Source organism: Pseudomonas sp. BN606, from assembly GCF_029873115.1.
Lineage (GTDB): Bacteria > Pseudomonadota > Gammaproteobacteria > Pseudomonadales > Pseudomonadaceae > Metapseudomonas.
The window spans coordinates 114,818-128,150 of sequence record NZ_SSOF01000053.1 but is presented as its reverse complement, the minus strand read 5'-3'; the positions used below and the strand labels follow the sequence as shown (position 1 = coordinate 128,150).

General features: G+C 63.3%; 10 protein-coding genes and 1 tRNA gene. 10 read left to right on the top strand and 1 reads right to left on the bottom strand.

Features of this window, described 5'->3' with window-relative positions; all coding sequences use genetic code 11:
• Nucleotides 1-137: 137 nt before the first annotated feature.
• From E8E75_RS09055 to E8E75_RS09035, 5 genes are all read left to right on the top strand, one after another.
• Nucleotides 138-214, top strand: a tRNA-Met gene (locus E8E75_RS09055).
• 144 nt (nt 215-358) lie between these two features.
• Nucleotides 359-2,764 (top strand): GGDEF domain-containing protein, encoded by a 2,406-nt coding sequence (locus E8E75_RS09050; protein WP_153920851.1) that lies wholly within the window; start codon nt 359-361, stop codon nt 2,762-2,764.
• 219 nt (nt 2,765-2,983) lie between these two features.
• Nucleotides 2,984-5,629 carry a bifunctional lysylphosphatidylglycerol flippase/synthetase MprF gene (mprF, locus tag E8E75_RS09045; protein ID WP_153920849.1) on the top strand — a complete coding sequence of 882 codons (2,646 nt, stop codon included), beginning with the start codon at nt 2,984-2,986 and terminating at the stop codon, nt 5,627-5,629.
• Between the two features lie 7 nt (nt 5,630-5,636).
• Nucleotides 5,637-6,908 (top strand): AcvB/VirJ family lysyl-phosphatidylglycerol hydrolase, encoded by a 1,272-nt coding sequence (locus E8E75_RS09040; protein ID WP_153920847.1) that lies wholly within the window; start codon nt 5,637-5,639, stop codon nt 6,906-6,908.
• Between the two features lie 75 nt (nt 6,909-6,983).
• Entirely contained in the window at nt 6,984-7,532 is a 549-nt protein-coding gene (locus tag E8E75_RS09035) for a cytochrome b (protein WP_120654906.1), read from the top strand.
• 86 nt (nt 7,533-7,618) lie between these two features.
• Here the strand turns inward: E8E75_RS09035 and E8E75_RS09030 are convergent, their stop codons facing one another.
• Complete coding sequence (locus tag E8E75_RS09030; protein ID WP_153920845.1) at nt 7,619-9,523, bottom strand: potassium transporter Kup; 1,905 nt, start codon at nt 9,521-9,523, stop codon at nt 7,619-7,621.
• 208 nt (nt 9,524-9,731) lie between these two features.
• On the opposite strand from E8E75_RS09030, the gene rimO reads away from it, so the two are divergent.
• The 5 genes from rimO to E8E75_RS09005 all read left to right on the top strand — a co-directional run bounded on the left by rimO (nt 9,732) and on the right by E8E75_RS09005 (nt 13,332).
• Nucleotides 9,732-11,054, top strand: a complete 1,323-nt coding sequence (rimO, locus tag E8E75_RS09025; protein WP_120654904.1) for a 30S ribosomal protein S12 methylthiotransferase RimO — start codon at nt 9,732-9,734, stop codon at nt 11,052-11,054.
• Between the two features lie 120 nt (nt 11,055-11,174).
• On the top strand, nt 11,175-11,525 hold the full coding sequence (locus tag E8E75_RS09020) for a DUF393 domain-containing protein (protein WP_120654903.1): 351 nt from the start codon (nt 11,175-11,177) through the stop codon (nt 11,523-11,525).
• 49 nt (nt 11,526-11,574) lie between these two features.
• Nucleotides 11,575-12,216: a glutathione S-transferase family protein gene (locus E8E75_RS09015; protein ID WP_120654902.1), complete on the top strand. Its 642-nt coding sequence runs from the start codon at nt 11,575-11,577 to the stop codon at nt 12,214-12,216.
• A 95-nt stretch (nt 12,217-12,311) separates the two neighbouring features.
• Nucleotides 12,312-13,082 (top strand): SDR family oxidoreductase, encoded by a 771-nt coding sequence (locus E8E75_RS09010; protein ID WP_120654901.1) that lies wholly within the window; start codon nt 12,312-12,314, stop codon nt 13,080-13,082.
• Between the two features lie 64 nt (nt 13,083-13,146).
• Nucleotides 13,147-13,332 (top strand): hypothetical protein, encoded by a 186-nt coding sequence (locus tag E8E75_RS09005; protein WP_120654900.1) that lies wholly within the window; start codon nt 13,147-13,149, stop codon nt 13,330-13,332.
• Nucleotide 13,333: the final 1 nt, after the last annotated feature.

Sequence of the window (13,333 nt, the reverse complement as noted above, 5' to 3'; positions counted from 1 at the left end):
CAAATCCAGCTCCCGCAACCAACATTAGGAAAAGGCCACTCTTCGGAGTGGCCTTTTTCGTTTGGGCTCGAATTAAGTATTTGATTTAAAAAGCAGAAATCATTTGACAGCCCCCCGCCGATCTGTAGAATTGCCGTCGCGGGATGGAGCAGTCTGGTAGCTCGTCGGGCTCATAACCCGAAGGTCGTTGGTTCAAATCCAGCTCCCGCAACCAACATTAGGAAAAGGCCACTCTTCGGAGTGGCCTTTTTCGTTTCCACCGTCCCTCCGTCTGTCCAGGCTGTTCGTCAGTCACCCGACCGGACAAGTCCCGACCTCTATACTTCAAGCGCACCCGTCTACCAGATGGAGGTTGGCCATGGCCGCCTACTGCGCCTCCAGCGAGGAAGTCGAATACCTCAACCGCGCCCTGCGTACGCTGAGCGGCTGCAATCGCGCCCTTCTACGCGCCGAAGACCCGTGTTTCCTGTTCAAGGAAATCTGCCGCGTAGTCGTAGAAGAAGGTGGCTACCGCATGGCCTGGGTCGGTCGCGCCGAGCATGACGAAGCGCAGTCGGTGACTCCCCTGGCGCATGTGGGACTGGATAAAGAATATGTCGACTCGCTAAACATCACCTGGGCCGACCGCAAGCGGGGACAGGGCACCACGGGTACGGCCATCCGCACCGGCACCCCAACTATTACGCGCAATATCCTCACCGACCCCAGGCTCAGCCCTTGGCGGGAAAGCGCGGTAACCCACGGTATCGCCTCGGTCCTGTCTCTACCCCTGCGGGTGGAAGGCCAAATCTTTGGCGCCCTCGCCATCTGTGCCAAAGAACCCGACGCCTTTGGCGAACGCGAACTGGAACTGCTCAGCGAAGCCGCCGATGACTTGGCCTTCGGCCTCCAGGCACTGCGCAGCAAGGCCCACCGCCGACAGGCCGAACTCCAGGTGGAAGCCCTCAATCGCGCCCTGACGACTCGCGTGGCGGTCAACCATGCGGTGATCCACGCTGCTAGCGAAACCCCGCTGCTGGCAGATATCTGCCGGGTCCTGGTGGATGAATGCGGTTATTGCCAGGCCTGGGTCGACTATCGCCAAGACGATCCGGCGCATCCATATAAGGTGATGGCATGCCACGCCGCTAATGGCATCTGCCAGGGATGGGGCGCCGGCAGCCATGACCGAAACTTCCATGGCGAACTGGAGCAGGCGCTGCTCGCCGGCAGTCCGTTGGTAATGCGTGACCTGCTCAATGATTCCGCCGCGGCACTGCATGAGGAAGCCCTGGAGCTTGGTTTCTCCGGCGCACTGGCACTCCCCCTTCACGTGGAAGAAAAACCCATCGGCATGCTGGTGATCATGGCCGCCAGCGCCGATGCCTTCGATGAAAAGGAAGTGGAACTGCTCCTGGCCATGGCCAACGATCTGGGTTTCGGCATCGCCACGCTGCGCACCCGATCCCGCGCCCTGGAAGCCGAAGCGACCATCCGCAGGATGGCCTATGAAGACGCGCTGACCGGCCTGCCCAACAGGGTACGCCTGCACGAGCTGCTGGACACCGCCATCGCCACTGCCCGCCAGGAACGCCGCCCCTTTGGCCTGCTGCACCTGGAAATCGCGCGCAACCAGGAGATCAACGAGACCCTCGGCTATCGCGAAGGCGACCGCCTGCAGATCGAGATCGCGTCCCGCCTGAAGCAGGTGGTGGGGCCGGAACGAACCGTGGCAAGAATGGGTGAGTGTGAATTCGCTGTGCTAATGCCTAATAGCGGTGCCGAGCACGCCTCGCAATTGGCCAAGCAGATTCTCACCGCGCTGTACGACCCGGTGGAGCTTTCCGGCCTCTATCTGGAAGCCCGCGCCAGCATCGGCATTGCTCTCTACCCCGGCCACGGCACGGCGCCAGAAGCGCTGATCCGCCGCTCTGGCAGTGCCATGGAACAGGCCAAGCGCTCCAATGCGGGCTTCGCGGTGTTCCAGGGCGGACTCGATCAGGAATGCGCCCAGCACCTGACGCTGATGGGCGACCTGCGCCGCGCCATCGATCGCAACGAACTGCTGCTCTACTACCAACCCAAAGTGGATATCGCCAGCAATCGCGTTTGTGGCACTGAGGCCCTGGTGCGCTGGCGCCATCCGCAACACGGCATGCTGCCTCCGGACGAATTCGTCCGCCTTGCGGAGAACACCGGCCTGATCACCCCGCTGACCCTCTGGGTGCTGGATACCGCCCTGGGCCAACGATATGCCTGGCATGAGGAGGGCGATGAACGACCGATATCGGTCAATCTCTCCGCCCACGACCTGCGAGACCCTCGCCTGCTGGAGCGCATCAAGGGCTCCTTCGCCACCTGGGGCGCCAAGCCCCACTGGATCGAGTTCGAGCTGACCGAAAGCGCACTGATGGAAGACCCGGTTGCCTCGATGCAAACCCTCAGCGCACTCAAGGAACTGGACGCCCACCTGACCATTGACGACTTCGGCACCGGTTACTCGTCCCTTGCCTATCTGCAGAGACTGCCGGTGGATTCGCTGAAGATCGACCAGTCCTTCGTGACCGCCATGACCAGCAACGACGGTTCGGCGAAGATCGTTCGCTCCATCATCGAGCTAGCGCATAACCTGGATTTGACGGTCGTCGCCGAAGGGGTCGAAGACCAGCTGACCTTCAACCAGCTCGGCCAGTACGGCTGCGATATCGCCCAGGGCTACAAGATCAGCCAGCCGATCCCTGCCGATCAGTTCCGCGATTGGGAGACCCGCTCGGTCTGGCATTGACCGGCGGGGCCTCCGGCCGCGACAAATTGCCGCTCGCCTCCTGTCCTCCCCGAATCCCCGCTACAGCCGCCCTCCCGCGCTCGCCTAGACTTGGCGCTACACCCGGCTGTCCCACGTGTTTCCGTGCGGCCCTGCCGGCCATGAAAAAAGTTCTGCCAGACACTTGGAACTTGCTGTCGGCGCCCACACACAGTGGCGCACATTGCCTAGAGGTGCTTGATGCGCGCCAACACTCCGCCAGCGGAAAACCCGGCCAACGGCCCACTCAACGAAGAACCCGCCCCGCTACGCTGGCTGGATGGCCTCACGGCTTATCGGCAGTGGATCGTCGTCGCGTTCACCCTGCTGGTCTTCGTCCTCGGCCTGCTGGCGTGCTGGCACCTGCTGCGAGAACTGGACCCCGATGCATTGCGTGGTGCCATCCATGACGTCCCTGGCACCAGCCTGCTGTTGGCCCTGGGTGCCACCGCAGTCAGTTTCATCGCCTACATCGGCTACGAGTGGTCCGGCTGCCGCTTCGCCGGAGTGCACCTGCCCTTGCAGCGCATGGCACTCGGCAGCTTCTGTGCGTCAGGGGTCGGCAATGCCGTTGGCTTGTCCATGCTCACCGGCGGCTCGGTGCGCTTTCGCCTCTACGGGCGCAACGATCTCGGCGCAGGCGACATCGCCCGCATCACCCTGTTCGCCAGCCTGGCCCTGGGTTCTGCACTCCCCCCCCTGGCCGCCCTTGCCGCACTGAGCGCCCCGGCTGCCGCCTCCCTTGCCCTGGGCCTGCCGAAAAACCTGGTGATCATCCTTGCGATGGGTGTATTGCTGGCCAGTGGCGGACTCATCCTCTGGATTTCGCGACACCGTGCAGCAGAGCCGCCAGTGCCCGGCTGTATCGACCTGCCTCTGGGCAATCGCAGCGTGCGCCTGCCGGGTCTGCGTCTATCGGCACTGCAGTTGCTGATCACGGTGGTGGACGTCTGTGCCGCAGCCTGCGTGCTCTATGTCCTGCTGCCGGAAGCGCCGCCCCTCGGTGCATTCCTGCTGGTGTACATGCTCGCCCTGGCCGCTGGCGTGCTCAGCCATGTACCCGGCGGAGTCGGTGTATTCGAGGCTGTGCTGCTGGCAGCCTTCGCTGGCCAGTTGGGCGCCGCACCACTGGCAGCCGCACTGCTCCTCTACCGTTTGATCTATGTCGGCCTGCCACTGGTGCTGGCTTGCCTGTTGTTGCTCGCCAATGAGGCCCAACGCCTGTTCCCCGCTAGTCGCCAGGCCCTTCGCGCCGCTTCAGGCCTTGCAGCGCCGGTACTTTCGCTACTGGTGTTTCTGAGCGGCGTGGTGCTGCTGTTCTCCGGCGTCACCCCGGCAGCCGACGTCCGCCTGGAGCACCTTAGCTTCCTCATTCCCCATCGCTTGATCGATGCCTCGCACCTGGTCGCCAGCCTTGTCGGCGTGCTCTGCCTGTTGCTGGCCCACGGCCTGAGGCACCGCCTGTCGGCGGCCTGGGCGTTGACCGTGGTGCTGCTGCTGACGGGTGCCGGGATGTCACTGCTCAAGGGCTTCGACTGGGAAGAAGCCAGCCTGCTGACCATGACGGCCGTGCTGCTGGCCATCTTCCGTACCGCCTTCTACCGCCCCAGCCGCCTGCTGGAGATGCCCTTCTCGCCGCTCAACCTGGCAGCCAGTGCCTGCGTACTTCTGGCGGCGATCTGGGTGATGTTCTTCGCCTTCCAGGACGTGCCCTACAGCCATGAACTCTGGTGGCAGTTCGAAGTGGATGGCGATGCGCCCCGCGCACTTCGCGCCTCCCTGGCCAGTGGCGTGCTGCTGGCCGGTATCGCCCTGGCCTGGCTGTTGCGCCCAGTGCCGCCGACCATCCACGAGCCCACTGACGACGAACTGCGGCGCGCCGCAGACGTGATCCGTGCCTCCGACCAGCCCGACGGCGGTCTGGTGCTGACCGGCGACAAGGCCCTGCTGTTCCATCCGCAAGGCGACGCGTTCCTCATGTACGCCCGCCGTGGCCGTAGCCTGGTCGCCCTGTTCGACCCCATCGGCCCGGCGCACCGGCGCGCCGAGTTGATCTGGCAGTTCCGCGACCTGTGCGACCACCATCATGCGAGGCCGGTGTTCTACCAGGTTCGCGCAGAAAACCTGCCCTACTACATGGACATTGGCCTGTCGGCGCTGAAGCTGGGCGAGGAAGCGCGCGTCGACTTGCCCCGCTTCGACCTGGAAGCCAAGAACAAGGCCATGAAGGACCTGCGCTACACCCTGAGCCGTGGCCAGCGCGACGGCCTCAGCCTGCAGATCTACGAAGTCGGAACCGCGCCGCTCGACCAGCTCCAGTCCATTTCCGAAGCCTGGATGCAAGGCAAACAGGCACGAGAGAAAGGCTTCTCGCTCGGTCGCTTCGACCCGGACTACCTGAACCACTTCCGCATCGCTACCATTCAGTTCGAGGGCAAGCCGGTGGCCTTCGCCAACCTGCTGGAGACCGAAGGCAACATTCTCTCCAGCATCGACCTGATGCGCGTTCACCCTCACGCACCCAAGCTGACCATGGAGTTCCTCATGCTCAGCCTGTTGTTGCACTACAAGGAGCGCGGCCATGCCCGATTCAGCCTGGGCATGGTCCCGCTGGCCGGCCTGCAACCGCGCCGCGGTGCACCTCTGACCCAGCGCCTCGGCGCCCTCATTTTCCGCCGTGGCGAGCAGTTCTATAACTTCCAGGGCCTGCGTCGCTTCAAGGAAAAATTCCAGCCCGACTGGGAGCCGCGCTACATGGCGGTGCCCGCTGGCCTCGACCCGCTGGTGGCACTGGCCGATACCGCAGCCCTGATCGCGGGCGGTTTCACAGGTTTGGTAAAACGCTGAGGTGCTCATGCTCAAGCGCAATTGGCGGCGCCTGCTGCTGATCCTGGTTCTCGCCCTGGTCGGTACCGCCCTGTTGATCTGGAGCCGCCCAGCGCCCCAGGCCCGGCTGGATCACCTGAAATCGCCGGACGGCAGTGCCATGACCCTGGCCAGCCCGGCTGGCGCCCTACAGCACCGCGTCCTGTTGCTGGCCAGCGGCGACCAGCGCCTGGCCGACACCGACCTGCTGGCCCTGGCCCGCGGCGGTAATGCCCGCCTGCTGCAAGTGGACTTGCCGGAGAAAAATTGCGCGGCGCAGCAGCAGCGTCTGCAGCAGGCCCGTGACACCCTCGGCGGCGAACCTGATCTGGTGGCAGGGATCGGCCCGGGGGCCTCCTTCGCCTGGCGTTGGCTGGCCGGCCAGGGCGATGACGACGCCCAGGCCGTGTCCATCGACTTCAGCCTGGACACCCCGGACTGCCCCGCCGCCCTGCCCAACCAGGCTCCCCACGGCCACTGGCTGGCTGCATGGAACGACAACCCGGACGACCCCAGCGCCGCATTCGCACGCAAACAGGCCAACGCCGAAACCCTGATCAGCGACTACGACACCAGCCTCGTGCAATTGCTCCAGCAGCGCCTCGCCAGCCTGCTGCAAGGCCAGGGCGAGCCGTTGCCGGTCGTGGAAGTGCCAGCGGCCAAACCCGTCGAAACCGTCACCCTGTTCTATTCCGGTGACGGCGGCTGGCGCGACCTGGATCGCGCCGTGGCGGACGAAATGGCCAAGCGTGGCCACTCAGTGGTCGGCATCGATTCACTGCGCTACTTCTGGCAGCACAAGAGCCCGGAACAGGGCGCCGCCGATCTCAGCCGACTGATGAAGCAATACCGCGAAAAGTGGGGCGCCAAGCGCTTCGTGTTGGCGGGCTACTCGTTTGGCGCCGACGTGCTACCGGCCTTCTACAACCGTCTGCCCAAGGCCGACCAGGACCAGGTGGACGCCATCCTGCTGCTGGCCCTGGCGCGCAGCGGCAGCTTCGAAATCGAAGTACAAGGCTGGCTCGGCAAAGCCGGCCAGGAAGCCGCCACCGCTCCGGAACTGGCCAGGTTGCCTGCAGCCAAGGTGCTGTGCGTGTTCGGCAAGGACGAAGCCAATGAAAGCGGATGCACCCAACCGGGCGCCGTCGGGGAAAATCTGGAGCTTCCGGGTGGCCACCATTACGACGAGAAATATCCGGCATTGGCGGAGAAACTGCTGGCAGCAGTAGAGAAACGGCAGGATTCCCTGGCCAGGGATTGATCTGGGTTCAGATTCGCTTAAGGCAAGGCGACTATTCTCTTCGGCTGTTTCGCATAACGAGAAAGAGGAACCGTGATGAGTCTCAAGAACACACCCGCCCGCTATGGGAGCCTGTCCATCGCCCTGCACTGGCTGATGCTGGTACTGATCGCCGCCGTGTATGCCTGCATCGAGCTGAAGGGCAACTTTCCCAAAGGCAGCGAAGCCCGCGAACTTCTCAAGCACTGGCACTTCATGCTCGGCCTGGCAGTGCTCTTCCTGGTCGGGCTGCGCCTGATCGGACGAATGACTTCCCCAACCCCGGCCATCGAACCCGCACCGGCAAGCTGGCAGAACGCCCTCTCCAAGCTGATGCACCTGGCGCTCTACGCCCTGATGATCGGTGCCCCCCTGGCCGGTTGGCTGATCCTCAGCGCCGCAGGCAAGCCCATCCCCTTCTTCGGCCTGGAACTGCCGGCACTGATTGGCCCGAACAAGGAACTGGCCGGCCAGATCAAGGAGCTCCACGAGTTGGCGGGCACCGCCGGCTACTGGCTGATCGGCCTACACGCCGTGGCCGCGCTGTTCCACCACTATGTGAGCCGGGACAACACCCTGGCGCGTATGTTGCCAGGCAAGAGCTGATACCAGGCTCCCAGCAGGGTGCGCCGCGCGCACCGGAAGCATCGCGCGATGTTCCGGTGCGCATGACGCACCCTACTTGCAAGGTTTCAAATTTCCACCTGCGTCCCCAGCTCGATCACCCGGTTCAGCGGCAGGTTGAAGTACTTCAGGTTGCTGTTGGCGTTCTTCAGCAGGAAGGCGAAAAGTGCCTCCCGCCAACGCGCCATGCCAATGCGCTTGGTGGGAATCACCGTCTCGCGACTGAGGAAGTAGGTGGTGCTCATCGGGCTGAAATCCAGCTCATTGAGGTGACAGAGCTTCAGCGCCGCCGGCACGTCCGGTTCTTCGATGAAACCGAAGTGCAGGATCACCCGGAAGAAACCATCGCCGTAGGCGTCCACCTCGAAACGCCGATCTGGCGCCACCCGCGGCGTGTCCTCGCTGATAACCGTCAGTAGCACTACCTGCCCATGCAGCACCTGGTTGTGCAGCAGGTTGTGCAACAGCGCGTGGGGCACGGCGTCCGTCCGCGCGGTGAGGAACACGGCAGTACCCTGCACCCGATGGGGCGGCTGCGAACGGATGCTGGCGATGAACAGCGGCAATGGCAACGCGGTTTCGTCCAGGCGCTCGACCACGATCTGCTTGCCACGCTTCCAGGTGGTCATCAGGATGAACAAGGCAGTACCGGCAACAACCGGGAAGGCACCACCCTGGAGGATCTTCGGCACGTTGGCGGCGAAGAACAGGCTATCGACGAAGAGAAAGCCGAGCAGCACCGGAACCGCCAGCCACCAGGGCGTTTTCCACAGCAGCAGCATCACCACGGACACCAACAGGGTGGTGATCAGCATGGTCCCCGTCACCGCCACGCCGTACGCCGAGGCCAGCGCCCCAGACGACTCGAAGCCCAGCACCAGCAGCACAACGCCCACCATCAACGCCCAGTTCACGGCGCCGATATAGATCTGTCCCTGCTCCTGCTGCGACGTGTGCTGCACGAACATGCGTGGTATGTACCCCAGCTGCATGGCCTGATGAGTCAGGGAGAATGCTCCGGATATCACCGCCTGGGACGCGATCACGGTGGCCAGGGTAGACAGCAGTACCATGGGCAGCAGCGCCCAGCCCGGTGCCAATAAGTAGAAAGGGTTTCGCGCCGCGTTGGCATCACCAAGGATCGCCGCACCCTGGCCGAAGTAATTCAGCACCAGCCCCGGTAGCACCAGGAAGAACCAGGCGCGGGCGATAGGTTTGCGGCCAAAGTGCCCCATATCGGCGTAGAGCGCCTCGGCCCCGGTCAGGGCCAACACCACCGCCCCGAGAATGGCCACGCCGACGGCCGGATGGGTAATAAAGAAATGTAAGCACCAGTATGGGTTTATCGCCTTGAGCACTTCGGGCTGCTGGAGTATCCCGTAGAGCCCGAGGGCACCCAGCACGCTGAACCAGAGCACCATGATCGGCCCGAAGAAAATCCCGATCCGCGCGGTGCCGTGTTTCTGGATCAGAAACAGCCCTACCAGCACGATCAACGATAGCGGCACCACCCAGTGGCTGATGCCATCGAACGCCAGATCGAGGCCCTCGATAGCCGAGAGAACCGAGATTGCCGGGGTGATCATGCTGTCGCCATAGAACAGCGCCGTGCCAAACAGGCCGAGCAGCAACACCGCCAGTTTCAGCCTGGGGTATGACCTGGCGGCACGCTGGGCCAGGGCGGTCAACGCCATGGCGCCGCCTTCCCCGTCGTTATCGGCGCGCAGCACGAACAGCATGTACTTGATCGAGACCACCCAGATCAGCGACCAGAAGATCAGTGAAAGTACCCCCAGAACCCCGTCATGGTTGACCTGGACTCCATACTGTTCGGAAAACACTTCCTTGAGGGTGTACAGCGGGCTGGTGCCGATATCGCCGTAGACCACTCCCGCTGCGGCGACCAGCATGCCGAGGCCGGAAGCCGTATGTCCGGCGTGCTGCTCGGCAGGTTGCGTGATGCTCTCGCTCATCTGAACCTTCCTGTTGATGACTGTTGCCGCGCATCATTTGAGAAGCCTTCCCGGCAATGAGAAGCATCCCACTCATCCCTCACCAGTTTCCTAAAGGCTAGCCGCGAAATGACAACAGATGAGGGTGGAAATGGTCCGCGCCTGCCGCTAGAATTGCGCACTTTTTGATCAGAGGCGCCCTCCCGAGCGCCCATCGAGGTTAGCCGCAATGTCCACCGCTACTCCAAAAGTCGGATTCGTCAGCCTGGGTTGCCCAAAGGCCACTGTCGACTCCGAACGCATCCTCACCCAGCTGCGCATGGAAGGCTACGAGATCGTGCCGACCTACCAGGATGCCGACGTAGTAGTGGTAAACACCTGCGGTTTCATCGACAGCGCCAAGGCCGAATCCCTGGACGCCATCGGTGAAGCCATCGCAGAGAACGGCAAGGTGATCGTCACCGGTTGCATGGGTGTTTCCGAAGACTCCATTCGTGACGTGCACCCGAGCGTACTGGCCGTGACCGGTCCTCAGCAGTACGAGCAAGTGGTCAGTGCCGTGCACGAGGTGATTCCGCCAAAGGCCGACCACGACCCCTTCGTCGACCTGGTACCGCCCCAGGGCATCAAGCTGACCCCGCGTCACTACGCCTACCTGAAGATTTCCGAAGGCTGCAACCACAGCTGCAGCTTCTGCATCATCCCCTCCATGCGCGGCCGCTTGGTCAGCCGCCCTGTAGGCGATGTGCTCTCCGAGGCCGAGCGCCTGGTCAAGGCCGGCGTGAAGGAACTGCTGGTGATCTCCCAGGACACCAGCGCCTACGGCGTCGACCTCAAGTACAAACTGGACTTCTGGAACGGTCAGCCGGTGAAGACCCGCATGCTGGAGCTGTGCGAAGCCCTGTCCGCAATGGGCGTCTGGGTCCGCCTGCACTACGTCTATCCGTACCCCAACGTGGATGACGTGATCCCGCTGATGGCCGAGGGAAAACTGCTGCCCTACCTGGACATTCCCTTCCAGCACGCCAGCCCGAAAGTGCTCAAGTCGATGAAGCGTCCGGCCTTCGAAGACAAGACCCTGGCCCGCATCAAGAAGTGGCGCGAGATCTGCCCGGACCTGACCATCCGCTCCACCTTCATCGTCGGCTTCCCCGGCGAAACCGAGGAAGACTTCCAGTACCTTCTGGACTGGCTGACCGAAGCCCAGCTGGATCGCGTCGGCTGCTTCCAGTACTCCCCCGTGGACGGCGCACCGGCCAACGACCTCGGCCTGGAGCCGGTACCGGACGACGTGAAGCAGGACCGCTGGGAGCGTTTCATGGCGCACCAGCAGGCTATTTCCACCGCTCGCCTGCAGCTGAAGATTGGCCGGGAAATGGACGTGCTGATCGACGAGGTGGACGACGAAGGCGCCGTGGCCCGTTCCTGGGCGGACGCGCCGGAAATCGATGGCAGCGTGTTCATCGAATCCACCAGCGTGAAGCCGGGCGACAAGGTCCGCGTACGCATCGTCGACGCCGACGAGTACGACATGTGGGCCGAGCTGGTCTGAGTCGATAGATGAATGAAAGGGCCCCGCTGATGCGGGGCTTTTTCTTTTGGGCAAACTCACGCGCCCTATTAGTCGTAGGATGTGGTTGAGCGCAGCGACACCCATCACCGGAGCCTGACCATGCTCAAGGTCTTCTACGACGGCGCCTGTCCTCGCTGTAATGCCGATCGCCACTGGTACGAATCCCTTCCAAGGGCCGCCGAAGGTGTGGAATGGATCGACATCACCGGCCGCGACGCAGAACTGCGCACCCTTGGTATCGACCCCTACCTCGCGCTCACCGAACTCCATGTCCAGGATGAAGCCGGCCGAGTTCACCGCGAACTGGACGCCTACATCCTCCTGCTCGCCCGTGTTCCCAGACTGGCGCCGCTGGCCTGGCTGATCGGCCTGCCGCTCATCAAACCACTTCTGTCACTGGCTTACCGCCACTGGGTACTGCGCCGTCTGCGCCGGGACGGCAGGCTCTAGGGGCACCGTCTAGACTCGCTTCATCCATGGACCACGCGGAACCAGAACAATGACTACCGAGAACCGCCAGGTAACCCTCTACCACTGCCCCTACACCCGATCCACGGGTGCGCTGACCCTGCTGGAAGAACTGGGCGTGGAGTACAACCTCCATGTGATGAACATGAAGACAGGCGAACAGCGCAAGCCCGAGTTTCTCGCCATCAACCCCATGGGCAAGGTGCCCACCATCACCCATGGCGATGCGGTAGTCACCGAGCAGGTTTCGGTCTACCTCTATCTCGCCGATATATATCCAGAAGCCAAGTTGGCGCCAACGCTGGGCGATCCATTGCGCGGGCCTTATCTGCGCTGGATGGTGTTCTACGGCTCGTGCTTCGAACCGGCTGTGGTGGATCGTGTGCAGAAGCGCGAGCCGATTCCAGAATCGCGCTCGCCATACGGCGATTTCGACAGCGTCATGAAGACCTTGCTCGGCCAGTTGAAGGACGGCCCCTGGCTACTGGGTGAACAGTTCACCGCCGCCGATGTGCTCTGGGGCAGCGCGTTGAACTGGACGACCCAGTTCGGCCTGATCCCGGAAGTGCCGGCGATCAAGGACTACATCGCACGCTTCATCGAACGTCCGGCCTACAAGCGAGCCTTGGCCAAGGATGCCGAATTGGCTGCTTCCCAGGCGGCTCCGGCGTGACAATGCCGCTTCATTCCGCACCTCGATAATGCCCCCGCCCCGGCCATGCCGGGGCTAGGGTATGGGCCTTTCCCGGCTCACTCGCGAGGTTCGCTATGCCCCCCTATTTCAGTCTTCAGGGCCGCACCGCCCTGGTCACCGGTGGTACCCGTGGCATCGGGCGGATGATCGCCCAGGGCTTTCTCGAGGCAGGTGCCCGCGTCTTCATTTGCGCCCGTGATGCCGAAGCCTGTCGTGAAACTGCAGCCGAACTCTCCGTCTACGGCGAATGCCAAGGCCTTGCCGCGGACCTCTCTAGCGAGGAAGGGGCCAGGGACCTGGCTGCTGCGCTGGCGCAACGCACGGAACAACTGGACATCCTGGTGAACAACGCCGGCACAACCTGGGGCGCGCCCTTGGAAAGTTATCCGGCAAAAGGCTGGGAGAAGGTCATGCAGCTCAACGTCACCTCCGTGTTCAGTTGTATCCAGCAGCTACTGCCCTTGCTGCGCAAGGCTGGCAGCGAAGCGAGCCCGGCCCGGGTGATCAATATCGGGTCGGTCGCGGGCATCACCTCCCATGGCGAGGAAGCCTACGCCTATGGTCCGAGCAAGGCTGCTCTGCATCAGCTGTCGCGAATGCTGGCGCGGGAACTGGTGGCGGAACACATCAACGTCAATGTGATCGCCCCTGGTCGCTTCCCCAGCAAGATGACCCGTTTCATCGCCAACGACCCGGAAGCCATGGCGCGCGATACCGCGCTGATTCCGATGAAGCGCTGGGGCCGGGGTGAAGAGATGGCGGCATTGGCTATCAGCCTGGCCAGCACCGCCGGGGCCTACATGACCGGTGCCATCATCCCCATCGACGGCGGTTTCCACCTGTAACCGGTCTATTGCGCGGCGCCCGGAGCGGCGCTAGGGTAGCCGCGCACGTCACCGGAATTACCCCATGCGCCTCACGCTCCTCACCTTGCTGCTCACTCTGGCCACCCCGAGTTTCGCCGCGCCGTCTCCCTTCTTCATCTGGCAAAGCAAGCTCGATGGTGCCCTGACCTGCGCCCAGACCAGTCCGGGCGAAGGCTGGCAGCGCCTCGGCGGAGCCTTCCGCGACGCCGGCTGCCGCGTTCCTTACTGAT

Excerpts from the sequence above, each read along its gene's own strand:
- E8E75_RS09050 (WP_153920851.1), top strand. The coding sequence starts at position 359 with ATGGCCGCCTACTGCGCCTCCAGCGAGGAAGTCGAATACCTCAACCGC.
- mprF (WP_153920849.1), top strand. The coding sequence starts at position 2,984 with ATGCGCGCCAACACTCCGCCAGCGGAAAACCCGGCCAACGGCCCACTC.
- E8E75_RS09040 (WP_153920847.1), top strand. The coding sequence starts at position 5,637 with ATGCTCAAGCGCAATTGGCGGCGCCTGCTGCTGATCCTGGTTCTCGCC.
- E8E75_RS09035 (WP_120654906.1), top strand. The coding sequence starts at position 6,984 with ATGAGTCTCAAGAACACACCCGCCCGCTATGGGAGCCTGTCCATCGCC.
- E8E75_RS09030 (WP_153920845.1), bottom strand. The coding sequence starts at position 9,523 with ATGAGCGAGAGCATCACGCAACCTGCCGAGCAGCACGCCGGACATACG.
- rimO (WP_120654904.1), top strand. The coding sequence starts at position 9,732 with ATGTCCACCGCTACTCCAAAAGTCGGATTCGTCAGCCTGGGTTGCCCA.
- E8E75_RS09020 (WP_120654903.1), top strand. The coding sequence starts at position 11,175 with ATGCTCAAGGTCTTCTACGACGGCGCCTGTCCTCGCTGTAATGCCGAT.
- E8E75_RS09015 (WP_120654902.1), top strand. The coding sequence starts at position 11,575 with ATGACTACCGAGAACCGCCAGGTAACCCTCTACCACTGCCCCTACACC.
- E8E75_RS09010 (WP_120654901.1), top strand. The coding sequence starts at position 12,312 with ATGCCCCCCTATTTCAGTCTTCAGGGCCGCACCGCCCTGGTCACCGGT.
- E8E75_RS09005 (WP_120654900.1), top strand. The coding sequence starts at position 13,147 with ATGCGCCTCACGCTCCTCACCTTGCTGCTCACTCTGGCCACCCCGAGT.